The following is a 24718-nucleotide window of genomic DNA, read 5'->3' on the forward strand; positions in this document are numbered from 1 at the left end:
GCGTTAGGCATTCGGCCAGCACCCCGGTTGAACTCAGTTTGTATGTGATGAGGTGAATTCATGAGCATGTCCGAAAACATCTCCAATAAGTTGCACTCGCCCGATACCGAATTGTCGCGAAGGCTGCTCGAGTATTTCGAGCGCGCCGGGGCGATGATAGATTCAAATCCGCGATTCCGAGATGAGTATTTGCTCGACTTCACGGTCACGGCCCTGGAAGACGTGCACGCGCACGTTAACCTGGGGATTCACGTGACCAGTGAGACCGACGATCTCGACCGACAGCAGGCATTCTTGCAGGCGTCGAACCGAGGAATTGTGCTGAAGTCACTCTATATAGAGATCGACGAAGAAACGGTAGAAAGCGGTGGCTTATTGGTCGCCTTTGGTACCTGTCTGTCCTTTCTTTTTGACCGGCGCTACAGCCATATCAAAGCAATGGGAGTCCGGATGCACCCGGATTGCTCCTTTAATTTCTTTGATATCGAAGAGAGCGTCGACCGCCTGGAGCGGATGTCGCTGGATGAAGAGCTGTCGGTCGGTGAAGATATTGACGGGCGTATCATCGCCTATTTCACCGACAAAGGCTTCGGCTTTATCCAGACCGATGAGGAGCGCAAGTTCTTCTTCCATATCGCCAACGTCGTCGACGACGAGCTTCGTACCCGGCTGCCGGCCTATGTGCCCGGCGAGATCATTCCGGTCGAGTTTCAGTACGGCGGCCACGATGGCAAGAAATATCCCAAAGCCATCAACGTCACGGTCATCGAGGATGACGACGACTATGATGACGATGACGACGACTATTAAGTCCTCGGGGTATTCGGTCTGACCTTCGTTGGTCTGCGTTTAGTCCCTTCGCGTCGACGGCCGCTCCGCAAAAGTGGAGCGGCCGTCGTCTGCGAATTTATGTGAATTGTTGGCGGGTTTTTTATCGATAGGAAGTGGATGCGAATATTTGCCGGAGTTGTGTTGGCGCTGGTTCTGATCGCTGGAGGTGCGTATGTGTTGCCCTCGACGAGTTTGGTGCGTTTTCTGGCGCCGAAGGTCGACCTGGGGGACGCGCAGGTGCTCAAAGACGTGCGCCATAAGCCCGAAAAGTCAGCCATATTTGACCACTCGGGCTTCGCCCAATTGCTCGCCGAGCACGTCGATAGCGCGGCCGGGCGGGTGGATTATGCCGGGCTTAAAAAAGACCAGAAGAAGCTCGACGCGTATCTCGAAAAGCTCGGCGCGGTCGACCTAAAGACGCTTGGCGCCGACGAGAAGCTCGCGCTGCTTATCAACGCCTATAACGCCTATACCCTTCAGCTTATCCTCGAAAATTATCCGGGGGTTAAGAGCATTAAAGACCTGAAGTCCCCGTGGAAATCCAAGAGATATAAAGTGGGCGGGCATACGCTGAGCCTCGATGATATCGAGCATGGCCTGATTCGCCCGGTCTATAAGGATTCGCGCATCCACTTCGCGGTCAATTGCGCGTCGATCGGTTGTCCGCCCTTGCAGGCATTTGCGTTCGAGGGCGAGAAGATCGACGCCCAACTCGATCTCGCGGCGCGCAAAACCCTGCAGGATACGCGCTATGTGCGCATTGAGGGGGATAAGCTGAAGATCAGCGTGCTGCTCAATTGGTACGGCGATGATTTCATCGGCGAGGATTATTCGCCGCGCTCAAAGACCCTCGCCGCCTATGTCGCGCGTTTTGGCACGCCCGAGGTGCGCGCGTTTGTCGAGAAGCATCAGGGCGCGCCGAGCGTCGGGTTTATCGACTATGATTGGTCGCTTAATGATGTGAAATGAGGCAGGCCCGGCAGCCTCGCCGCGCAAATAGAAAAGCGCGCCTTCCAAAAAGGAGGGCGCGCTTTCTTTATGCGTCTTTTTTCTACGTCGACCTTAGTAGGTGCCGCTCACGGTCAGGTTGATCGAGGAGCGGTTGGCCGCGGCGCCGGTGAAGTTCCACCAGGGGAAGCGGAAACCTTTGTTGTCCGAGGTCTTCGGGGACTGGCTGGTGCTGATGCCGCCGGAGACGTTGAAGTGGTCGTTGATGGGGTAGCTTAGGCCGGCGGTGGCGCTGATGCCGTCGCCGTAGTTGCGACCCTGTTGGATGCCCTCGATATCGGAGCTGAACTCGTCATCGGCGTCGGCGCGGTCGTAGGTCCAATAGCTGCCATAGGAGTAGGAGGCCGAGGCGCGAAGCTTATCCCAGACAGGTAGGCTGGCGCTGAACGAGTGGCTCAGCGAGAACTCGGTGTTGTATCCGCCCACGGCGGCGACTTCGTTTCCGACGAGTTCGTCTTCGCGGTAGATCTGGGCGACGTCCGAGTCGACGGTGGCGATGGTGGTGCTGTGCGGCGTCCACCCGCCGGTCATGGTGTAGGAGAGCGATAATTTGCGCACGAAGGTCTTCGACAGCGAGAGGCCGACGTAGTTGCCCACGATGAGGTTGGCCGTCTGGCTCACGGTGCTCGTCGGCACGCTAAGGTCGTATTTGGCCGAAAAACGGGTGTCGATCGCTTCGATATTATAGCCGCTCCAACCCGCGCTAAAGACCATATCCTGGAAGCGGAACTCGTTGGGCTCATTGATGCCGCCAGCGCGCGACAGCCAATGCGACGCCACGGCGCGCGCGCCGAAATTAAAGTCGTCGAGCTTATAGCCGGCCGCGATCGAGTAGACATTGCTCCAGCGGCTGTAGGAGCCGGAGGTGTCGGCCGCGTAGGGCGAGCTCAGGTTGTCGTCGGTGTTCTCCAGATTAACGAACATGCCCTGATAGATGCGAGTGCCGACGCTGGCCGAGAGCGACCAGTTTTTCTTGTCTTCCTCGGTGTCCATCGCCTCTTCAATGGCGACCTCCGCCGCTTCGTCGGCCGGATCGACGTCGGCGTCGACCTGCGACAGCGTCGGGTCATCCGCCTTGGTGGAGGTTGCTGGGGAGGCCGAGGCGGGGTCCTGGGCCATCGCAGTTGCCGGCAGAAGGCCGGCGCCGAGGAGCAGTGCTCCACAGAGATATGTCTTCAAATGAATCGTTCCAAATTGGGTGCGCATCCGTGTCTTCTCCTCAACATAATCGATTGCCCGCCGGGCGGGTGCGTCATAAAATGATCAACGGCGATATTTAATGCAAGAAGCGCGCCGTCGTTTCGCTAACACGCTGTGAGTGTGGCTGCGCAAAAAACTTGCTCGACTCATTCGCGGCAGGAATAGCATCAAACGCGCGCATCTTATGGGCAGCGCGGCTGGCGCGTCAACTATCGCGATTTTTGGTCGCGGGGGCGCGAAAATGAAAAAAATTGCGCTCCCGCGAATACCTCCTACAGTGGGTCCATGGACGAGCGCACTATGGATGGTGTGCGACTAACACTGTTTTAATGCTCATGGAGGATGCAATGAATGTTGTCGATCTTTATGCCGAGCGTCGCAGCCAGCGTAGCCCGCAGGCTCATACCGCGATTACCTACCAGCTTCAGCATATCTTCGGAACTCAGAATCTGAATAATTTTGTGCTCGGCGACAGCCGCGGCCTGGTGCTGGCCTCGGCCGGCGAAGAAGACGCCGCGACCGTGTTGGCCGCGTACGCGCCGATGCTGGCGGCCTACCGCGGCAACAGCCGTCGGATGATCGTCGAGAAATTGGAGGCGATGGTGCCCGGCTTCCGCACCGACTCGCTCTCGATTCGCAGCTTCGACATCGACGGTGAGACCCTGTACCTGTGCAGCGTGGGCCGCCAGACCGTCGCGCGCCAGGCCAGCCTGTACCGCGCCGTGACGGGCATCCGTCGCATCCTCGAGCAGACCGCCGTGGCTGCGTAAGTTCGGCGAGAATTGCAAAAGCCCCCGGGAATCCGGGGGCTTTTTTTTTTTTGCGTTGCGGAGGGTTGTGGGATTCGAGGATTTTCGACGTTGCGCAACGTGGGTTTTGAATGATTCGCGACGTTGCACAATGTGGGTTTTGGATGATTCGCGACGTTGCACAATGTGGGTTTTGGATGATTCGCGACGTTGCATAATGTGGGGTTTGGATGATTCGACACGCCTTCCCGGGGGCTCGTCGGTTTGCGTTGGTGGTTGCGTTCTCGGAGAGCATTGCTAGGCGATGGCTTGCGATTTGTTGAGGACTCACCCCCGGCTAAAGAGGTCCCGCTTCGCGGGACGACGCTTCGGCTACGCCTACGCTCATTAACGGCACCTAATTCGCAAATTTTTATATTATTAAAAGGCATCGATCCACGACGCCGTTATTGAGCGAAGCGACGTGTGGTGTCGCGAATCACCCCAAACACCTCATCGCCGATCGCCCCAAACACCATCGCCCCCGACGACGTCAAAGAGCCTCGCGGTCAATCAAACGCAGGACGCGCTCGAGGTCCTCGGCGAGCTGCAGGTCGCGGTAAATCTCGGCGGCCTTCTTCCACAGCGCGACCGCCTCGCTCATCTTGCCGGCGTCGGCGCGCAACATCCCAAGGCGCTCTAGCGGTTGGGCGTAATCAAAGTCGGCGATCGGAAAACGCTCGGCCAGGTTGAGCACATCTTCGAGGATCTGATGACTCTGGTCGGCGTCGCCGCGCAGCGCCTTGACCAGCGCCAGGTTGAACTCAATGCCGGCCTGAACATAGGGGTATTGGTCGCCGGCGATCATCTCGCTGGCGGTGCTCAGGTACTCGTCCGCGGCCTCGTAGTCGGCCATCGCGATCGCGGTGATCCCCAGGTTGGTATAGACCACGGCGACGTCGTATTCGGCGCCGATGGCCTGGTAGATTTCGATCGCCCGGGTGTAGTCGGTGCGGGCGTCCTCGTAGCGCGATTGGTAGCGGGCGATATCGCCCAGGCCGTTATAGCATTGGCCGGCGCCGCGGCGGTCGCCGAGGCTCTCGTAGCGCCCGAGGGCGCGCTGAAACAGGGTGACGGCTTCGTCGTAAATCTTATGGTGGCGGGCGAGCTGGGCCATGCTCAGCAGGCTTCGGGCGATGCCGCTGGGAAGATCGACCTGGCGAAATAGCTCCATCGCGGCGGCATAATGGGCGCGGGCGGATTCGCCTTCGCCCTGCATGCGGTCGACCTCGCCGATGATCCACAGCGAGGTCGCCTCGGCCTGGGTGCTGCGGCGCTCGCGGGCCGAGGCCAGGGCGCTGCGGGCGATCTGTCCGGCCTGGGCGTACTCGCCGCGATGCCAGAACACGCGCGCCAACCCGCGCGAGGCGTCTTCTTCGACCGCGCGAAGCGAGGGGTACGCCCCGGCGTAGGCGGCCATCAGGGCGCGCACCTTCTCGAACGCCCAGCAGGCACCCTCGAAATCGCCGCGTTGCCAGGCGATATGCCCGAGCCCCAGCCAGCTTAGGCCCAGCGAGCGCAGGACGATCTCGCTGAATCTTTCTTTGATCTTCGCGTCGTCGAGTGGGTCCTGCGGGTCATCGGGGGTCGCGCTTCGCCCCACCATGCGCACGATGCGCCGGAACGCCTCTTCGGCGGGCTCGAAGTCGCCGAATCCCTCCAACAACTCGCCCAGGTGGTTCACCGTCTCGACATAATCGTCGACGCTCACGCCGATCGCCGCGAAGCGGGCGTGGTCGTGGACGCTGGGGTAATCGCCGTTCTGGACGCCCATCTCGGTGTCCATAAGCTCCACGCAGATTTTATAGGCCGCCGCGGCCTGGCGGTAGAGCGATGAGATCCGCAGCGATTGCGCGCCGCGCCCGTACCAAACGAGCGCGCGCTGGTTTCGCCCGGCGGCGCGCCAATGGGCCGCGATCTCTAAGGCGTAATGGGTGACGCGTGAGCCCAGCGTGTCCTGCATCGCTTCGGCGGCCAGGCGGTGAAGGGTGCGCTGCAGCCCCGGGCCGAGGCGTTGGCGCAAAAAATAATCGCGCAAAAGGGCGTGGCTAAATTGGTACCAATCGCCCCCGCGCCCGGCGACCTCGATGAGCAGACCTTCGCTGAGCAGATGATCAAATAGGCTGTCGAAGTTCTCCAGGCGCTCGGCGTTGCGCTCCAATTCGACCACCCGCGCGAGCATGTCGAAGCTAAAGCGCGGGCGAATCACCGCGGCGCGCACCAGCAAGTCGGTCAGCGCCCCGTTGGTGCCCAGGCGCTCTTCGACCTGTTGGACGCGCACATGAAAGAGGTCGCTGAGGCTCGGCGGCATCGCCGCGCGGGCCAGCTCGAGGTCACGCGCCTGCCAATAGCCCTGGTGCGGATCTTCGGGCGTCGGCTCGGGGTTAAATTCGAGCAACTTCTCTTCGCGCAGATAGCGCAGCAGCAACATCAGGTGCAGCGGGTTTCCGTCCGAGCGTTCGTATACGATCGCGGTCAGGGCCGGGTCGCAGGGGAAGATCGCGTCGACCAATTGATAGCTATCGTCGCGGCCAAACCGCGCCAGATCGATGCGCTCGACGCTCTCGCCGACATAGCGGCTCAGCCCGTTGAGCTGGGCGGCCAGGCGCGGGCGCTCGGCCAGGTCTTCGGTGCGAATCGTGGAGATCAGCAGCATCGGAAATTTTCGGTGGCGCATCTCGACGGCCAGATAATCCAAGAATTCGGCCAACTCGCCGCCCGCCCAGTGCACGTCGTCGAGCAGGATCAGGCGCGGGCGATAGAGGCTGGCGAACTCGAAGATGCGCGCCACCGTCGCGAAGAGGGCGCTGGTCGACAGGTTCTGCTCCATGCCGTCGGGGCGCAAAAACTCGACCGCCGCGCCGGTGTCTTCGCTATCGGCGCGCCCCCAGCGCTCCATATGCCAGGCGACGCGCTCCTCAACTTCGGCGCGCGAGAGGCCGCGGGTGCCAAAGAGGTGCTCGAGCACCTCATAAAGACCGCGCAATCCGCCGCTGGCGCCGCGGGTGAACGCCCCCATATGGGCGCGCAGCACGCCGTGCTCCTCGCATTGCTCGCGCAACCAGGTCGACAGCCGGGTTTTACCGACGCCGGCCTCGCCGTGCAAAAGCACCTGAAAACCCACGCGTGATTCGCGCACCTTCAGGGCGATCTCCCAGAGCTGGTTGCGCTCATAGGTGCGCCCGACGAAGGGGACCTGTTGGAAGAGCGGGCCCAGCGGCGAGAGGCTGCGCGGGTCGTTTCGGTCAACCCGCGGTGCCACGGGGACCGGCGCGCGATACGGCGTCTCAAGGGGCTGGTTGAGGGTGCCGGAGGCGTGGGCGCTGAGGTGAGACTTTGGCGTGTCAAAGACCGTCTTATCTGCGCCGGGCTCAAAGGGCGCGTCCTGATGGGTCGCGATGATCGCCGCTGACGCTTTGGTGCGGGGCGTGGTGGCGGCCGGGATCTGCAAGGCGAGCGGGTTGGTGCGCGCGTCTTCGAGGATCGGCACCAGGTCCTGGCGGCACTCGGCCGCGGTGGCCCAGCGGTCGCGCGGTTCTTTGGCGAGCGCGCGCATCACAAGGGCGCGCAGCTGCGGGCTTAAGTAGAGGCCTTCGCGCGCGACCATCGGCGGGACCGCCTCGTGTACGTGCAGGCTCATCACCGCCAGGCCCTTTTGGTTGCCGAAGGGTGGCTTGCCGGTGATGAGTTCATAGAGGATGAGGCCGACGTTATAGATATCGGTCTGCGGGCCGAGGTCGGACTCCCCAGATGCTTGCTCCGGGCTCATATAGCGCGGGGTTCCGACGACTTCGCCGTGGTTGGTCTCGGGGGTGTCGGAGGACTCAAAGGAGACCTTCGCGATGCCGAAGTCCACCAACTTCGGCACGCCCATTTCTTCGGGCAGCGCGGAGCCGGCGAGCAGGATATTGGAGGGCTTGAGGTCGCGGTGGATCACGCCCTTGGCGTGCGCGTGGGCGAGGCCAGCGAGCAGGCTGTCGGCCAATAAAACGACGTTGAGCGTCGACATGCCGGTCTCGATGCAGCGGTTGACCGGGTCGCCCTCGATAAGCTCCATGGCGATAAACATCCGGCCGGTATCATCGACGCCGAAGTCGAAGACCTGGGCGATATTCGGGTGGCTTAAGCGCGACGCGGCGCGCGCCTCGCGCGCGAAGCGCCGGCGCAGGTGCGGCAGGCTCGACATCTCCGGGCGCAACAATTTCAGCGCGACTTCGCCGCCAGTCTGCTGCTGCCAGGCCCGCCAGATCGTTCCGACGCCGCCCTGGCTAACCTGCTCAATGAGGCGGTAGCGCCCGTGAATAATTTGTCCGACCTGGACCTGCATGATGTTGAGAGAGTTCGAGGCTTAGTGAGTGAAAACTGAGACAATCCGGGCGATTGTTGACCGGTTGCGGCTGCGGGGCATTTCATCCTCTGGCTGCGCGGTGGGCCTATTACGCGAAGTTGTCAGATTGCGCAACGCGTCAGCGATCGGGGGCGAAATTGCGGCGCGACGAAGAAAGTTGAGCGCGCGAGGTTTGAGCCGTCGCATACGATGTTCGCACGGGACGGAGGTTATGCGGAAGGGGTGTTCGCCGGCGCCGATGAGCTCATCGGGAAATAGAGGTCAAAGGTGGTGCCCTGGTCGGGCTCAGACTCCACGGTGAGGAACCCGCGATTGCGCGAGACCAGATTCTTCACGGTCGCCAGGCCCAGGCCGGTGCCGTGCGAGCACGGCTTGGTGCTGAAGAAGGGCTCGAAGATGCGGGCGCGGATTCCCTCGTCCATGCCGATGCCGCTGTCGCGCACGCGAAGGTGCAGATAGCGGCCAAACCCCAGCTGGGCCGGCGCGTTGACGGTGGTCGGGTGGTTGGAGAAATTTGTGACCTCCAGCTCAACGACGCCGCCCTCGGGCATCGCGTCGCTGGCGTTAATCACCAGGTTCATGATGATTTGCTCGAGCTCGATTCGGTCGATCCGGATCGCCCAGAGGTTCTGGGCGATGTCGAGCTGCAAGGTCACGCCGTCGGCCACAGCGCGCTCGCAGAGCGCGCAGGTTTGCATGATGGGCTCGCGCGGGGCGAGGACCTCGGGGGTTCTGGCGTCGGGGCGGGCCAGGGTGAGGAGCCGGCGCACCAGCAGCGCCGCGCTCTCGCCGGCCTCCAGGATCTTCTCGGTGTCGCGCTGGGCCTCGGGGTTGTCGTCGAGGCGCATCTTAATGACCTCGGCGAACCCGGTGATGACGGATAATAGGTTGTTGAAGTCGTGGGCGGCGCCGCCGGCGATCTGGCCGATGAGCTCCATCTTCTGGACCTGGGCGAGCTGGTCGCGCGCGGCCTCGAGCTCGTGGGCGATTTGCTCTTGGCTGCTCACCGGCCGAATGGATGCTTGGATGATATATTCGTGGCCAAAGAATAGGAGGGTCGCCGCGATCTCGACCTCGATGCTCTGGCGGTCCTTGCGCAGCATCGACGTGATCTTGCATCCCCCGAGCCCACTTCGCACCCGCTCCCAGGATTCGACCGCCGAGGCGAGCGTCCGGTCCTCAAAGAAGGAGGAGAAGTGCATGCGCGTCAATTCGTGGCGCTCAAACCCGAATAACTCGGCGGCGTGATGATTCGCCTCGATGACATAGCCGTGCCCGTCGAAGAGCATGATCGCGTCGGCGGCCTCTAAGAAGAGGTTGCGGTAGTTATTCTGAGTTGAGCTGATGCGAATCGTGCTGCGCTGATCTTCGGGGAGCGCGACTTCCTTGGGCCCAAATGTCGGGTGGTGCGGCCGGTCCTTGGGGTCGGTGATATCGGTGACGATCCCGGTCAGATGTTCGACGCGATGTTGGCCCGGCAGGTGCGGAAACGCGCGGTCGCGCACGATGCGCATGGTTCCGTCGGCGCGCAGAACCCGGTAAACCTCATCATAGCTCCCCGCGCGGTCGGGGGAGTAGGCGCGGCGGATGCGCTCGCGATCGTCGGGGTGGATGGCCTCAAAAAAGGAGGCGGCGTTGGAGGTTAACTCAGCGCGCGAGCGCTCCCAGATCCGCGTGTACGCCCCGCCAATATAGATAAAGGAGTCGGTCTTGGGGTCGAAAACCCAGAAAAACTCCTCATGCTTCTCGACGCGCTCGCGCACGCGCCGCAATTTCTCACCGGTGTCCGTATGATTTGTGCGTTCCCAGCTTGGCAGTCGGTTTGGCATCTGAGTTCGTGGTCAAAGGGAGGTGCGCTCAAAGATGATCGACATCGCGATCAAATCGCCCCGTAGTGAAGGGTGCAATTGTTCAACCTCGGTGAATAACGATCTTTCTGAGATATACCGGACTGCGCTCGACTCGCCAAGGCGCGAATCCCTCGACGCTGCCGAATTGTGCTGGCGTTTCGAGCGTGCGCGAAAAGCCCTTGACTGGGGCTTGAAAGCCCGGGCGAACCGGCGGCCTTAAACCTGTATATGCCGGATTGCGTCGAAGCCCCGAAAATCGTAACTCATTGGGGTCGACAGCAGATGACCCAATATAAAAGGACGAAGATGCTCGAAATAATCTGGAGGCTGCGCGCGAAGGTGCTCAACGATGAAGCGGAGCTTCGGGCCCTTATCGCCGCCGTGGTGGCGCTGCCGGGGATGAACGCGACCCACTACGATCTCAATCGCAAGGGCCAATGGCGCCGCTATGAGCTTACCCACACGGTGGTGGACGCGTTGACCCAGCGCACCCAGCTCTTGGTGATGCACGACCAGGGCGTTGAGGATGAGCGAACGCGCCCCCAGGCCATGATCGCGTTGGGGAAACATGGAGAGCAGCCCACGGTCATCGTGCGGGTGCCGGATACGCCCGGCGCGGCTCGGCAGATGATTGAGCGCTGGGACGGGCTCTACGAGGCGATCGAGCTGGAGTCGACGTTTATCACCTCGGCGGCGCGCCGCATCGCGCTCACCGACGCCGGGCTGGACTTGCCGGCGATCAGCGGGGCGCTCGCCATGGGCTGGGCGCCGGGGAGTATCCCTTCGGGGCTGCGTCGCCTTGAGCGTGCAAAATACGAGTGTACGCCGATCGCGGTCGACAAGTTATCGACGCATTGGCGCGTCGATTTTGGCCTCGCGCCGGTGGATGGGGCTGAAATCGCCCCGGGAACGCCCTACAGCGCGGCTTTAAGCGATCTGAACGAGCGCTTACTCCAGGGTTGAGGGCGTCGAAAATGAGCGGCGCCGAAGAAAATTTGAATTCTTTGCAAAATAAAGTGAAATACTTGTTGACAGCATGGCGATCCGGCCCTATAAACCACCGCACACCGCAACGAAGCCCACTCGGCTTTGAGGCGGCGAGTTCGGACTCTAGAGAAAGAGCTCGTGCGTTGGTAGCTCAGTCGGTAGAGCACGGCCCTGAAAAGGCCGGTGTCGGCGGTTCGATTCCGTTCCAACGCATTATTGATGCGCTTTAAGAGTGTATAAAGATTAGATGCAATAAGGCAGTTCGCGATTCAGCGTTTCCTTATTGCATCTTTTTTTATGTCCGCGATTTTGTGTTCGGGATTCGGTGCAAATAGGTGGCCAAAAGCCTTTCTCTTGCATCGATGGTTCTTTGCGGGTAGAACGTCGTGCCCCAGATGGGAAGATATTGGCTTAGGCGAACGATATGCCGAGTCATAAGGTTTGTTGTTGAAGTAATAGGATTGCGCAAAATGATCGATAAGAATGGCCTTGAGTCGAGTTGGTTCAAATCGGGAAGCACCGGCGGAGTGCGCCGTCTCAGCGTAGCGCTGGCCACCCTTGGGGCGGTTGGCGCATTTGCGTTCGGCGCAGCGGGTTGCGATACCGCCGCGCAAATCAGCTTCTCGTCACGAACCTTTCAGGAGATTCACTCCTCCGGGTTTACGGCAGCGCCGGGGACCTGCGGTGGCGTGAGCGGCGGCGAGATGAAGGCACGCTTCGTGCTCGTCGATAATAAGAACGCGCCGATTATGGTAGGCGACGCGATCGACCGGCCCTCGAGCGGATCATCCGCCGTGGAGCTGGACTCGAACTCGGTCGCCTTCAGTGACGGCGCGCTGATGGAGGTCACCCCTGGTGCCTGTGACGACGGTGGCTCTTGTCCATCCTCGTCGATCGGCTTTCAGTGCAAAGATGCGCCGAACCTGCAGGGCGCCCCGGGCGGGCAGAGCTTGAAGTCCTGCCAGATTCCGGAGGACGGCCTGTCGGTCGCCGCCGCTGCGTCGGGCGTTGAGTTTGTCTCCGACACCACCAATGACCAGGTTTACGGTATTCTCATGGAGAATAGCGGCGGGCTGAAGGGCTGGAGCCTTCCGGGCACCACCGAAGCCTGGGACGCCAACGGAAACGGCGTCGTCGGCGACCCGGATGACCTCCCGGCCTTCGGCGTGCTTTACGGTGATACCATCGCATCCGACCCGCGTAATAAGCGAGTTCAGGGTGTCGTGAACGCCTATACGCGTTGGGTATATGCCTATCAGCTTGCGCGCAAGACCAAGCGCAAGACCTATTTCGGTCTCTGGAGCTTCAACGATAGCGAGTTCAAGCCGACCTCGCATATCGAGAACGTCGGTCGCCCGGGGTTCCCGTGGGCTTCCGAGTCGACCCCGATCACCGGCGCCATCAGCGACTACCAGAACTCGGCGATCAACGACCGCAGCCGCGCCAACGTCTACGAGGCAGCGCTCGCGCTCCTCAACGGTCCGTATTCGGACCAGGCGATGACCGACCTCGGCGTCGCCTCGCCCGCCACGGTCGACAAGGTCTTGGTGATGTTCGTCGACGGTTATGACGATATGCGCGAGAACGACAACTCCGACATCGATAAAGTCGTCGACGCCGCGGCCGCCAACAATGTTCGCATCTTCATCGTGCACGTTGACCCGGCGTTCCAGGAGCCCCACCAGATTCGTGAGGACCCGGAGTATTGGAAGGGGCAGACCCCGTGCACCGACGATAGCACGTGCAAAAATTACGAGACCTGCCGTAACCCCAAAGGTTACGGAACCGGTGTCGGCACCGAGGTCGAGAAGCCGGAAGGTTTCGACAATACCTACTGCCTGCCGGCGCGTGACGAAAACGGTCGCGTTGGACCCATCGAAGATTACTCGCGCCTCGCTTGCGCGACCGAGGGTGGCTATATGTACTCGCCGTCCATCGATTCGGTTGTGCGCAATATGGACTGGACGCCCTATGCCCTTGATGGCCTTTGGGAAGCAACGGTCACCTCGGCGACGATGAACCGAAAGGGCGATTTGGCGGGCATGCCGCTTAAGATTCACGCCGATATGGGTGTCACCGTTGCTGGCAAGTCCCGCAACTACCCCTTCACCCAGATGGGTCGTCCCAATAACGTCGACGCCAACGCGACCATCGACGCGTTTGATACCCGCGGTGTGATCTTCGTGGCCGACGAGTAAACCCGGCTTAACCCGCGCGCTCCGACTCGGTGGCGCGTGGGCGGTTTGTGTTTTGGCACAGGCTGACCGGGGAAGCCCGGCGCGATATCTTTTTCGATTTTGACTAATTGTTGATTCTTAGAAAGCTTTCGAGTTTTCGGCGTACGCAGGAGATAGTGGTGCAGTCTCACTCCCATTCATCCAAAATTATCAGCCTCTTCGTCTTCGCGGCTTTGCTCGCGAGCGTGGCGCCAGCGATGGCTCAAGAGCCCGCGGCGGATCCCGCCGGGGCGGCCGACGCTAACGCCCAGGATACCCGCGAGGAAATTGACCCGAATGATCCGCTCTTCTGGGCCAAAACTCGCGATATCTTCACCGTCCAAAAACGCCCCTTCCAGAAGGAAGGCCGTTTCGCGGTGAGCGTCTACGGCGGCATCATTCCGAATAATATTTTCGAACAATATTATCCGGTTGGCGTGCGCGTTAACTACTATATCCTCGAGAATATCGGTCTGGAGCTCGCGGGCTCCTACGCCTTTAAGGTCGATACCGGGCTGTCGGATACGATCCAGACGCTCGACCGGGACGTGCCGGCGCCGCTGATCGGCGACCGCCAGGTCTCCCACAGTAACTTCGGGGTCGTTTGGAGCCCGTTTTACGGGAAGACCTCGTTCTATAACTCGGCGCTGAGCTATTTCGACATGTACGTCTTCGGCGGAGCCGGTCTGGTTATTACCCAGACCCAGCCCGATTACGGCGACGAGATTAGTACCGAGGCCAAGCCCGAGGGCGTCTTGGGCGCCGGGCTTGCGTTCTATCTCGGCGATCATGTCTCGATTCGCGGCGACTTCCGACAATTTATTTTCCAGAAGGTCACCGGAGGAGTCGCTAATCCTTCCGAGGCTTCGCTGGGACTCGGTTGGTTCTTTTGATGATGATGAACCGTCCAAAATATTCGATTTGTAAAAGGTTAGCAGTCATGACTTTGCTTCCGTACCCAGAACGCTCGGCCCAGACTCGCCGGCGACTCCGCACGCTGATGATGGCGCTGCTTGTTGGGGGCCTGCTCTCGGTGAGTGGAAACGCATTCGCCCAGGACGACGCCGCAGAAAACGACGTCGATGCCGTCTCGGCAACCTCCGATGACTCCGCCGAAGAGGCCGCCGCGCCCAGCGCGCCGGTGCTTCAGCTCGCCGGCGGCGATCGCAGCGCGATTGAAACCAAGATGGACTCCTTCTGGTCGGTGAAGAAAGATCTTTCATCGGTCGAAGGGCGAAAATATACCCGCGAGGGTAAGTTTCGCGCCGGTCTTTATACCGGTATCCTCTCCAGCCAGCCCTTCTATTGGTATATCCCGGTGGGGCTGCGCGCGACGTATTTCCTCAGTGATAACTTCGGTGTCGGCATCGAGGGCTCCTTCTCGGGCGCCACGAGCTTCAACACCGAGTTGAGCGATTACCTCGAAGGAGCCCGCCCGACGGACTTCACCGAGGCCAAGAAAGAGGACCGCTTCCTGTGGCGCGCGCACGCCGTCGCCACCTGGCACCCCCTCTACGGCAAGCTCGCCTTCTTGCAGCGCAAGTTGACGCATTTTGACCTCAACCTCGTTGCAGGGCTTGGCGCCGTTGGTGTCGACCGCCCGAACGCTGTCCAGACCCAGGTCGACGGCGCGGTGGCCCCCGAGCTTCTGCTCGGCGGTGGCGTTGATATCTTCTTGACCGAGAGTGTCACGGTGCAGCTCGATGGACGTTTCTATATCTATCAGGCCGCCGAGAACGACATTAATAACGGCGACTTCTTCCAGAGCCTGGATGCGCCCTCGGAGTTTTTATTGGGCGTCTCGTACCTCTTTTAAGAGCGTATGACTTGAAGACGTCATTTTCTATCGCTTCCCCGACCGCGCGCCCAATGCGCCAAACCCACGCCGCAAATGCGTGATATTGTTTAAGGGCGCGCCCGGGTGAGCAGTTACTGCAGCAAAACATACAGTGGTGTCTATGCGAACGGACAATAAGCAAATCAATTCGGGCAACTCTCAACGTAGCGGGCGTTTCGGTCGGATCAAACGCGGTCTTGCCTGTCTACTGGTCGCCGTAGTCTGCAGCGTGCCGGCGATTGACGCCTCTGCGCTTGATAAGAACCAGATCGTCCAGATGACCAAGCTGGGCATGCAGGCCGGCGCCATCAAGGGCGCGATCGACGGCGCGGGCACCGATATGAAGCTCAGCGCCGAAGATATCGGCGAGCTGCGCGCCGCCGGTGTGGACGAAGAGGTCATCGAATACCTCGAAGCCACCGGTCACGCCGAGTCGACCGTCGAAGAGGCACCGGTTGACGCGCCCACAGGACCCGCTCCGGCCGACGACGGCGCCGGCCCGTCGCCTGCGCCCGCGCCTGGCGCCGAAGAAGAGGGCGAGACCCTCAGCCAGGAAGAGCTCGAGCAGCGCATCTCCGAGCGCGCTGAGCAGCTTAACGCCGAGAAAAAGGCCGCCGCTGAGCGCGAGCAGAAGATCGCCGCCGAGGCGCGCAAGCTGCCCAACGCCAAGCGTATGCTCGCCTCCGGCGACAATATGGGCGCGGCCCGCATCTACCTGAAGTTCATCGATATGGGCCCGGATATGGCCTCCGATGAGTGGTATGAAGCGCAATTTGGCCTTGCGAGCGCGTTGTACGGCGAAGGCATCCTGTCTGGCGCCGCGCTTCCGCTGCTCGACGTCATCATGGCCGGCCCGCAGCGCACGCATTTCAAGAAAGCGTTCGGCATGCTCAAAGAGCTGACCAAGCGAATTGGTTTCCAGCCGCCGATGCTTGAGGAGATGACGAAGTTCTATATCGGTGACATGAACCAGGATTTCAAAGATGAGTTTAACTACTATCTTGGGAAGTTCTTCTTCGACTACGGCCGAAATGACCTCGCCATCGATTACCTGAGCAAGGTCAGCAACAAAGCCAGCGATTACCCCGAGGCGCTCTATGTGATGGGCATAGCTCAGCTCGGCCAGCAGGCCAAGATGGGCGAGGCGCTCAAGAACTTCGAGCGCGCGATCATCGCCGGCGAGAACGAGCCGGGCGGTAATGAGGAGATTCTGCAGCTCGGGTATCTCGCCCTCGCGCGCGTCTTCTACGAGGTCGGCTATTACGACGTCGCCCTGTATTATTACCAGAAGATTCCGACCGATACCTCGCGAAACGCCCGCGCCGCTTTTGAGACGGCCTGGACATATTTCGTGAAAAACGATTATAAACGGGCACTTGGAGCTTTTCATACGCTCCATAGTCCGTATTATGACGACTGGTATTTCCCGGACCTCTATATCCTGGAATCCACCGTTTACCTGAACCTCTGTGATTTCCAGAAGAGTAAGCAGGCGCTGGCGAAATTCCAGACCGACTATCTCGACCCGCAGCCGCGGCTGGATAAATTCCTCACGGAGACCACCGAGCCGAGCGAGTATTGGAAGGCGATTGTGGAGTATTACTCCGACAAATCACCCAAGGGCGAGAAGGCTTTGCCCGAAGTGTTCGTCAGCCCGGTATTGGCCGACCTCGGTTTCCACCGCCTTTACGGCGTGATTCGCACCCTCCAGGCAGAGCGTAACGCGCTCAAAGCCAATATCTCCACGCTCGGTGAGTTTGGAAATACGGTCCTGGGTGGGGTAGAATTGCAATTGCAGACCAAAATCGAAGAAGGTGGGATTTTGGTTCAGCAAAAGCTCAGTCAGGTAAATAAAGAGCTCCAAGATTGGGATATCAAGGCCACCCAGATCTCCTTTGATATCGATAGTGAAGAGAAGAATCAGCTTCAGGCGAAACTTCTCAACCAAAACGTTCAGCAGGGGCCCCAACAGGGAACGTCGCTGCTGGTCGTAGCCGATGACTTTACTCCGTGGCCTTTCGAAGGCGAGTATTGGAGCGACGAGGTCACCAACTATCGTAGCCAACTGCAATCACAGTGCGCACCGGAATAAGTGTGCTGGCTTGAAACAGGCTTGGCTTCGGAAAGTGGACGCATCTCTGGTGCGTCCGTTTTTCGCATTCTGAAATCTGCGAATCAACAAGGCTCAAAGTGTATAAAGCGATGAATCCTATAAAAACCGGCAAGCGTGTTCTCTCCCTCCTGTGCGTGATGTCACTGTCGGGAATGGCGGTCACCGCCTCGGCCCAGGATATCACCAGCGGCGCCAAAAAGGACCGCGTCTCCGCGGATGCTAAGGCCGACGCCGTCAAGCGTGCCGGTGACCTCTCCAAGCGCCTCGACCAGGATAAAACCGTCGAGGATAGCGGCCCCAAAGGCCCCGAAGCCAGCCTGAAAGAGTTTCAGGATGAGCAGCAGAAGATGACCCCCGAGCAGATCGAAGAGCTTAAGCGCCAGATCAGCGCCAAGAATAAGCAAATGATCGCCAAGCTCGACCGGATCATCGCGGGCGACCCCTATAACGAGCAAAAGCCCGAGTGGATGTTCCAGAAGGCCGAGCTGATGTGGGAAGTCCAGCACACCGAATACCTGCGCGCGCGCGCCGAGTATAACCAATGCCTGGGCGCCGAGGACCAGGGCACCGCAGACTCCTGCAAAGAACCCGCCCCGGAGTACGCCGAGCCGCAGGCCATCTATAAAGAAATTCTGACCCAATATCCCGCCTACGACCGCCTCGACCAGGTCATCTACCGCCTCGGCGACGGACTTATCGAGGACGGCAAGGGCGCGCAGGCCGTCAGCTACCTGCAGCGACTGGTCAAAAATTACCCGAACTCCAAATTCCTGCCGGACGCGCACCTCGCGCTCGCCGAGTTCTTCTTCAAGCAGGAGTTGCTGGGCGCCGCGCGCGATAATTACGAGGCGGTCCTGAAGTTCGAGAGTAACCCGAACTACGACTTCGCCCTCTATAAGCTCGGCTGGGTTTTCTATAACCAGGGCGAGTACCGCAAGAGCGTCGACACCTTCAAGGCGGTCGTCGAGCGTACCGATGAGAAGCTTGGCTTCCAGAAGCAGGCGATCAACGACCTGGTCGTCGCCTATGCCGAGATTGACGACGGTTGGATGGAAGTCCGTGACTACCTGACCAAGCGCGTCGACATCGACTTCGCCTACCAGAAGCTCGGCCAGATGGCCGGCCTCTACGAGGGCCAGGGTAAATCCGACAAGGCCGTCGCGATCTACGAGTACTTCATCGCCGAGCGTCCGGATCACCAGCGTATCCCGACCTGGATGGAGTCGATCATCGTCGCCAAGAAGACGATCAACGACTTCGATGATCTCGAAAAGACGATGAACACCTATGTCGCCTATCTGGACCGGGATGGTACCTGGGCGCAGAAGAATAAAGGCAACGAAGGCCCGCTGAATAACGCCGATATGCTCTCGCAGGCGTCGCTGGCGTTCCTCGCCAACACCTACCACGTCCGCGCGCAGAAGGGTGATATCCAGCCCGATTACGTCAAAGCGGTCGACTATTATAAAGAGTTCATCCGCCGCTTCCCCGAAGCGCCGGCGTCCTTCGACATGAACTTCTTCGTGGCTGATATCTACCTGGTTCAGCTCAAGGAATTCGAGAACGCCGCGACCTATTATCAGAAGGTCGTCGACCTCTATAAGTCAGACAATGTTCCGGAAGGCGCTAAGAAAGAAGACGTCGACGAGATCGTGCAGGAGTCGGCCTTTGGTGTCGTGAGCTCCTATGACGCTCTGGTTAAGTCGAACCACCCGGACAGCATCCTGGTCCAGATGGCCGAGTACCAGAAGAAGTACGGCAACAAAGAGGTCAAGCGCGATAAGGTGGAGTCCGGCACCCAGTCCAAGCCCAACCCCAAGGTCGACCTGCTCAAATATGAGGAGGGCTTCGTTGTGGCGTCGGACCAGTTCTCCGAGATGTACCCGAACGAGGACGTCACCCCGACGGTCGACTACGTCTCCGCCGAGGTCTACAAGGCCCGTGGGCACTACGACCGCGCGATTCCGCGCTACGAGAGCATCATCGAAAACGCGCCGAAGCACCGCTACGCCGGCTACGCCGGTGGCAGCCTGCTCGTGTCGAATTACGTCCTCAAGAATTGGGACGAAGTCGAGAAGTGGGCGCGCTATATGATGGACAATAAGATCTTCCAGGTCACCCCGAAAGAAGACCTCGTGCAGGCCATCGCGCTTGCCATCAACGAGCGCGCGACCGAGCTCAAGGAAGCCAAAGAATTCGACAAGGCGACCGCCGAGCTGCTGCGTCTGGCCGAGGAATTCCCGAAATCCGACCTCGCCCCGGGCGCGTTGTTCAACGCCGGTGCGATCTACGAGTCGGGTGACGACCTCAACAACGCCGTCGCCGCCTACGAGCGCGTCGTCAACGATTATCCGTCCAGCCGTCAGGCCCCCGAGGCGCTCTTCGTTATGGGCGCCATCTTCGAGGCCCGCGCGGACTTCGAGAAGGCCGCCGACTATTTCGCGCAGATGGGCTCGAATACCGAGTACGTCAACGAAGACGGCGACAAGATCGAGTATAAGAACCACCCGCAGGCCTCCGAGGCGGTCTATAACGCCGCGGTGCTCGACGCTGCCATGGAGAAATGGGGCAAGTCGATCGAGACCTTTGAGAAATATATTGCCCTCTACGGCCAGGACGAGAAGGAGGCCGAGCAGGTCAAGTCGGTTCGCCTGCGCCTCGGGTATCTTGAGATGGAGCGTAAGGAGCCGAAGGCCGCGCTCAAGCGCTTCCAGGACTATCGCAAGCTCAAGGATATCACCCCGGCAGAGACCGTGCAGGTCGACACCGAGTTGGGCCTGCTGACCGAAGAGATCAAGGGCCGCAATTGGGAGAAGATCTCGAACGACTACTTCACCGCAGCGCTCAACACCTGGAAGACGCTCGAGAAAGAAGACCAGCTTAAGATGCGTTATTTTGCCGCGAATGCCCGCTTCCAGCAGGCCGAGCGCATCTATAACCAGTTCACCGAAGTGAAGCTGTCCTTCCCCATGAAGACGCTCATCGCCGGCATGAAGAAGAAGGGCGCCCTGGAGCAAGAGGCTGAGGGTATCTATCTGGAGGTCCTTGAGTTCGGCAGTCCTCAGTGGATCGCGGCCAGTGGTTATCGGGTCGGTCAGATGTACCGGGACTTCGCCAAGAACCTGAGCGACCTGCCGATCCCCGAGGGGCTCAGCGAAGAGCAGGCGATGGATTATCAGTGGACCCTCGACGAGCAAATCATGCCGCTGCAGGATAAGGCGCTGGCCGCCTTCCAGAGCGCGCAGAGGCGCGTCATCGAGAACCAGGCTTATAACGAGTGGTCGCGTCTTTCCTCCGAGCAGATCAGCGCGATGGAGAGCGAGACCTACCCGATCACCGAGCAAGACGGCGTCAAAGTCGAGCACGCACGGATCAACTTCTTCGTGCCCAAGCCGATGACCGATATGGACGCCATCGCCAAGGCTGTGGCCGAGCGCGAGGCTGCCAAGGTGCCGCCGACGCCCGAAGTCGCTCCGGACGCCACCGGTACGCCGGCTGGTGAGGCAGGCCCGCAGGCCAGCAAATAAGTCCAGATGCTCGACTTGAAGCAGCCGTGAATCATGGGCGGCGGCGCCGTGTGCGCCGACGCCCGCAAAATGAGTGAACCATCGGGAAAGATACCCATGAAGATACCGCAAAAATTGATGAGCCATCGCCTCAATAAACTCCTGGTCCCCCAACTCCTGCTCGTGGCCTTCGCTGGCGCGCAATTGGTCGCGTGCTCAAGCGCCCCGACCAAGGACGACAACCAGGTCGCCGAGCAGCAGAAAAAGGCCGAGATCGAGCTGCGCGCTGAGCAGATGGGCATGAGCGTCGAGACCGTCCAGGCATTTCAGGACGCCATCGAAGAGCTCGGAAAACCCGAGCCCGACCTTGAGAAGACCGAAGGTCTGCTGAAGTCGGTCGTCGCCGCGGAGCCCGACTTCGCCGAGGCGCATTATAACCTTGGCGTGCTTTACTCGACCCAGAACCGCTACGATGAAGCCGTGACGCATATCGAGACCGCGCGCTCAATCGCCCCGGGTGAGCTCAGCCATACGGTCGCCCTCGCCCAGGCCTACGCGGTCACCGAGCAATATACCAAGGCGCAGAACCTGCTCGAAGAGGTCATCGCGCGCCAGCCCACGAACCTGACCGCCAAGAATAACCTGGCCGTCCTCGCGCTTAAAGCCGGCGACGACGAGAAGGCGATGGAATACGTGCGCGACGTGCTTAAAGAGGACAATGAGAACGTCGGGGCGCTCAATTCGCTCGGGCTTATCTACGTCAAACGCGAGAACGCCTCGCTGGCCAAATACGTCTTCACCAAGGCGATTAAGCTCGCCGAGAAGAAGCCCGACCCCGACATCCATAATAACCTCGGCATGGTGTATATGGCCGAGGACGAGGTCGCTCAGGGCGTTAAGCAATTTGAGGCCGCCAATAAGGTGGACCCGAATTACCTGGAGAGTCGTCTGAACCTGGGCTCGATCCTCATCGAGTATCTTGACTATGAGCGCGCCGCAACTCAGTTTGAAGAAGCGGTTCGAATCTCGCCAAATAACTGCGTCGCCCACCTGGGGCACGCGGCGAGTAGCTTTGGCCTGGGTAAGGCCGAGGAGGCTCAGAAGGGGTTTGTCTTCTATGTCGAGAATTGCGACGCCGACCATGTCTCGAGCTTCGAGCGCCTGGCCAAGCTCAACGAGACCAAGCTCAATAACCCCGCCAAAGCCGCGGAGTATTACGAGAAGTTGATGACCCTGGTCGACGACGAGAAGAAGAAGGCCGGCTATAAAGCCATGGCTGGTTTCCTGAAGAATCAGGCGGAGAAATCCGACCAGAAGGAAGCCGCGCCGGTCGAGGACGAGCAAGCACCCGAGGATGACGCTCAAGCACCTGAGGCCGACGACGCCGACGGTGAGCAAGCCCCCGCCGAAGACGCCGCTGAATAAGTTGCGCGCGGCTTAAGCCCGCGGGCGCGTTGACGCTCCGCGGGCCTCTCTGTTACTTTCGATGCAGCCGAAGTTTCCGCTCATTGAGGAGATGATTATGCGAAAAACAATTGCGATCCTTTTTGCAATTACGTTTGTCCTGACAAGCGCAACCGCCTTTGCCCAGGACAGCGGCGAAGCCCGTTCTAAATTCTATGACTTCGACGATATGCTCGTTGATGGTACGCTCAAGACGCCCGACCTGATCAAGAACCAGGCGCGCGGTAAGGCTCAGTTTAAGCGTCTGCTTAATTTGAAGAAGAGCTTTATGCCCAATCTCGAGGAATCGGCCAACGAGGCCGCCCTCCAGTAGAATATGCCAGCCGCCCGGCGTCGCCGGTTTCTGCCTGTCGGCGGAGCCCGACGCTGGGCGCAGTAGCGTTTCACCACTCGTAGTATTGTAAACTCCGAAAGAGAGCTTAGTTACGATGAAAATCGTTTGCGGAAGTTGTGGTGCGAAGTACTCCATTGCCGACGAAAAGGTCCAGGGCAAAGTCTTTAAAATTCGTTGCAAGAAGTGCAGCAACGTCATCGTCGTAAAGGGGGACGCGCAACAAGAAAACGAACAGCCACAGAATTCTGTCGGGGATTCCAATCAGGCGGGTGCTTACGGCGCTGCGTCGACGGCATCGGAATGGTATGTCGTCGTTGATGGGAACCAGGTGGGACCGGTGTCTCCTCAGGAGATCGAAGGCTATTTCAGCGACGGCAGCGTGACCGGCGAGAGTTTCGCCTGGCGCGAAGGTCTTGGCGATTGGGTCGCGTTGAGCTCGCTGGATGAGTTCGCCCACCTGGCCTCCCCCGCTGGCGCGGTCGGTGAGGACGCGACCGCGCTGATGGAGAGTCCATTGGCTGCGGGCAACTTCGACACCTCGGGCTTCGGTGATGGCTTCGGGGCCGACGACGACGCGACTTCGCTTATGCCGGCTTCGGACTTTCGCGCGCAACTCGCCGCGAAAGAAGCCGAGGCCGAAGCGGCCGCTCAGGGCGGCTATGACATGGGCTCCGGGTTCGACTCGGGCGCAGCCTATGACTCGCCTGCGATGGACGCCCAGCAGGGTGGCTTCGGCGAGGCAGCCGCGGGCGGGTATGACGCCTTCGGAAGCAACGCGGACGCGGGCTACGACGCGAGTGGTTATGACGCGGCTGGCGGTGGCTTCGACGCGGGTGGCTACGACGCCGCCGGCGCCGGGTACGACGCGGGTGGCTATGACGCCGCGGGTGGCTACGATGCGGGTGGCGGATACGACGCCGCCGGTGGCTATGATGCGGGCGGCGGATACGACGCCGCCGGCGGTGGTTATGATTCCTACGACGACGATTCCGCGAGTCAGGGTGGCATGTTCGCTGCCTTCGACTCGGGCGCCGACGGGGCGGACTCCGGTTATGACGGGTTTGACGGAGTTGGCGGCGATAGTTCAGCCGCAGCCGCGCCGGCCAATGATCTTATCGGTCAGCGAAACGAAAACTCGGTGCTCTTTAGCTTGAGCAGCCTTGACCAGGTCAGCGCCGTCTCCGGCGATTCACCCGAACCCGCCGCCGGCGGTGACGCGGGGATCACAGAAGGCTCGGGTCTGATCGATATTCAAGCCCTCGCCTCGGCTCATAAGTCGATGAAGAACACCGGCGCCGCGGGCGCGGCAGGCCCGGGCGCAGGAGCCGAAGACCCCTTCGGCGCGGGCACCATGAGCATGCCCGCCCTGATGCCGATGGGCAGCCACAAGAGCAATAAAGGTCTGATTATTGGCCTCGCGCTCCTGGGCGTCGTGCTTATCGTCGGCTTCGGTGTCGTCGGTTATATGCTGATGAATAAAGATGAGCCGCAACCGACCGAGCGTATTATCGAGCGCGTGGTCGAGCGTGCCGTCCCGGCGGATGACTCCGCCGCGGCCAAGCAGGAAGCCGAAGCAGCTCAGGCCGCAGCTGCCGCTGCGAAGGCTGCCGAGGACTCCGAGAAGGACGACGAGGGCGCCGTCGCCGCTGCAGGGTCGGACGAAGAGAAGTCCGAGAAGGCAGCGCCTAAGAAGGCGGAGACGAAGCCTTCTTCGAAGCAAGCGGCTTCCAACACGAAGTCCAGCCCGGCGCCGGCTCCCAAGCCTTCGAGCCGACCCGCGAAGAAAAAGGACGACGATATCTTCGCGCTGCTGGACAAAAAGAAGGACGACAAGCCCGCTGCCGCACCCAAGCAAGCCGCTCCGAAAAAGGACGTCCCGGAGAAGTTGAGCCGTTCGATGGTCAAGAATACCATCAGCAAATATAACGGTCGGGTTCAGACCTGTTCGAGCAATAATAACAAGAACAAATTGACCGGCACCGTGATGGTCAAGTTCAACATTCAGGAGTCCGGCCGCGTCAGCTCCGCGTCCATCTCGACCTCGAAGTTCAAAGGCACCGACGTCGGTACCTGCGTCGAGCGAGTGGTCCGCAGCATGAAGTTCCCGGAGACGCGCTCCTCCCTGCCGGTTAATTATCCCTTCGTCTTAAGATAAGACCTCGGGTCCCTGGCATCAAAAAGCCCCTCAATCGTCGGAGTCGATGATTGAGGGGCTTTTTGCTCGCCGGGTTCGTTT

At 60.3% G+C, this 24718-nt stretch carries 15 protein-coding genes and 1 tRNA gene; 13 read left to right on the forward strand and 3 right to left on the reverse strand.

What is annotated here, in order from left to right; translation table 11 throughout:
- Positions 1–60: 60 nt before the first annotated feature.
- Entirely contained in the window at positions 61–810 is a 750-nt protein-coding gene (locus tag DN745_RS01350; RefSeq protein WP_111331446.1) for a cold-shock protein, read from the forward strand.
- Positions 811–948: 138 nt separating this feature from the next.
- Positions 949–1800, forward strand: a complete 852-nt coding sequence (locus DN745_RS01355) for a DUF547 domain-containing protein (protein ID WP_111331448.1) — start codon at positions 949–951, stop codon at positions 1798–1800.
- A gap of 93 nt (positions 1801–1893) precedes the next feature.
- Here DN745_RS01355 and DN745_RS01360 read toward each other — a convergent pair whose 3' ends face one another.
- A complete protein-coding gene (locus tag DN745_RS01360; protein ID WP_133621679.1) occupies positions 1894–3018 on the reverse strand; it encodes a hypothetical protein in 1125 nt (374 codons plus the stop codon).
- A gap of 368 nt (positions 3019–3386) precedes the next feature.
- Between DN745_RS01360 and DN745_RS01365 the strand changes: the two genes are divergently transcribed.
- Positions 3387–3809: a hypothetical protein gene (locus tag DN745_RS01365; protein ID WP_111331452.1), complete on the forward strand. Its 423-nt coding sequence runs from the start codon at positions 3387–3389 to the stop codon at positions 3807–3809.
- Between the two features lie 511 nt (positions 3810–4320).
- Here DN745_RS01365 and DN745_RS01370 read toward each other — a convergent pair.
- Complete coding sequence (locus tag DN745_RS01370) at positions 4321–8154, reverse strand: serine/threonine-protein kinase (RefSeq protein ID WP_111331454.1); 3834 nt, start codon at positions 8152–8154, stop codon at positions 4321–4323.
- Positions 8155–8384: 230 nt separating this feature from the next.
- Positions 8385–10004, reverse strand: coding sequence for a PAS domain-containing sensor histidine kinase (locus tag DN745_RS01375; RefSeq protein WP_111331456.1), 1620 nt, complete (start codon positions 10002–10004; stop codon positions 8385–8387).
- A gap of 327 nt (positions 10005–10331) precedes the next feature.
- Here DN745_RS01375 and DN745_RS01380 point away from each other — a divergent pair, with 327 nt between their 5' ends.
- From DN745_RS01380 to DN745_RS01425, 10 genes are all read left to right on the forward strand, one after another.
- The gene (locus DN745_RS01380; RefSeq protein WP_133621680.1) at positions 10332–10988 is read left to right on the forward strand and encodes a hypothetical protein; all 657 of its coding nucleotides are present in this window, start codon (positions 10332–10334) and stop codon (positions 10986–10988) included.
- A 164-nt stretch (positions 10989–11152) separates the two neighbouring features.
- Positions 11153–11225, forward strand: a tRNA-Phe gene (locus tag DN745_RS01385).
- Between the two features lie 257 nt (positions 11226–11482).
- Positions 11483–13210, forward strand: a complete 1728-nt coding sequence (locus DN745_RS01390) for a vWA domain-containing protein (protein ID WP_133621681.1) — start codon at positions 11483–11485, stop codon at positions 13208–13210.
- Between the two features lie 158 nt (positions 13211–13368).
- The gene (locus DN745_RS01395; protein ID WP_111331461.1) at positions 13369–14121 is read left to right on the forward strand and encodes an outer membrane beta-barrel domain-containing protein; all 753 of its coding nucleotides are present in this window, start codon (positions 13369–13371) and stop codon (positions 14119–14121) included.
- A gap of 47 nt (positions 14122–14168) precedes the next feature.
- Positions 14169–15044: an outer membrane beta-barrel domain-containing protein gene (locus tag DN745_RS01400; RefSeq protein WP_162687383.1), complete on the forward strand. Its 876-nt coding sequence runs from the start codon at positions 14169–14171 to the stop codon at positions 15042–15044.
- 142 nt (positions 15045–15186) lie between these two features.
- Positions 15187–17157 carry a hypothetical protein gene (locus tag DN745_RS01405; protein WP_133621682.1) on the forward strand — a complete coding sequence of 657 codons (1971 nt, stop codon included), beginning with the start codon at positions 15187–15189 and terminating at the stop codon, positions 17155–17157.
- 110 nt (positions 17158–17267) lie between these two features.
- Complete coding sequence (locus tag DN745_RS01410) at positions 17268–20705, forward strand: tetratricopeptide repeat protein (protein WP_111331466.1); 3438 nt, start codon at positions 17268–17270, stop codon at positions 20703–20705.
- A 96-nt stretch (positions 20706–20801) separates the two neighbouring features.
- Positions 20802–22109, forward strand: a complete 1308-nt coding sequence (locus tag DN745_RS01415) for a tetratricopeptide repeat protein (RefSeq protein WP_162687384.1) — start codon at positions 20802–20804, stop codon at positions 22107–22109.
- Between the two features lie 97 nt (positions 22110–22206).
- Entirely contained in the window at positions 22207–22461 is a 255-nt protein-coding gene (locus DN745_RS01420) for a hypothetical protein (protein WP_133621683.1), read from the forward strand.
- Between the two features lie 115 nt (positions 22462–22576).
- Positions 22577–24637: an AgmX/PglI C-terminal domain-containing protein gene (locus DN745_RS01425; protein ID WP_111331471.1), complete on the forward strand. Its 2061-nt coding sequence runs from the start codon at positions 22577–22579 to the stop codon at positions 24635–24637.
- Positions 24638–24718: the final 81 nt, after the last annotated feature.

Source organism: Bradymonas sediminis, from assembly GCF_003258315.1.
Classification (GTDB): domain Bacteria; phylum Myxococcota_A; class Bradymonadia; order Bradymonadales; family Bradymonadaceae; genus Bradymonas; species Bradymonas sediminis.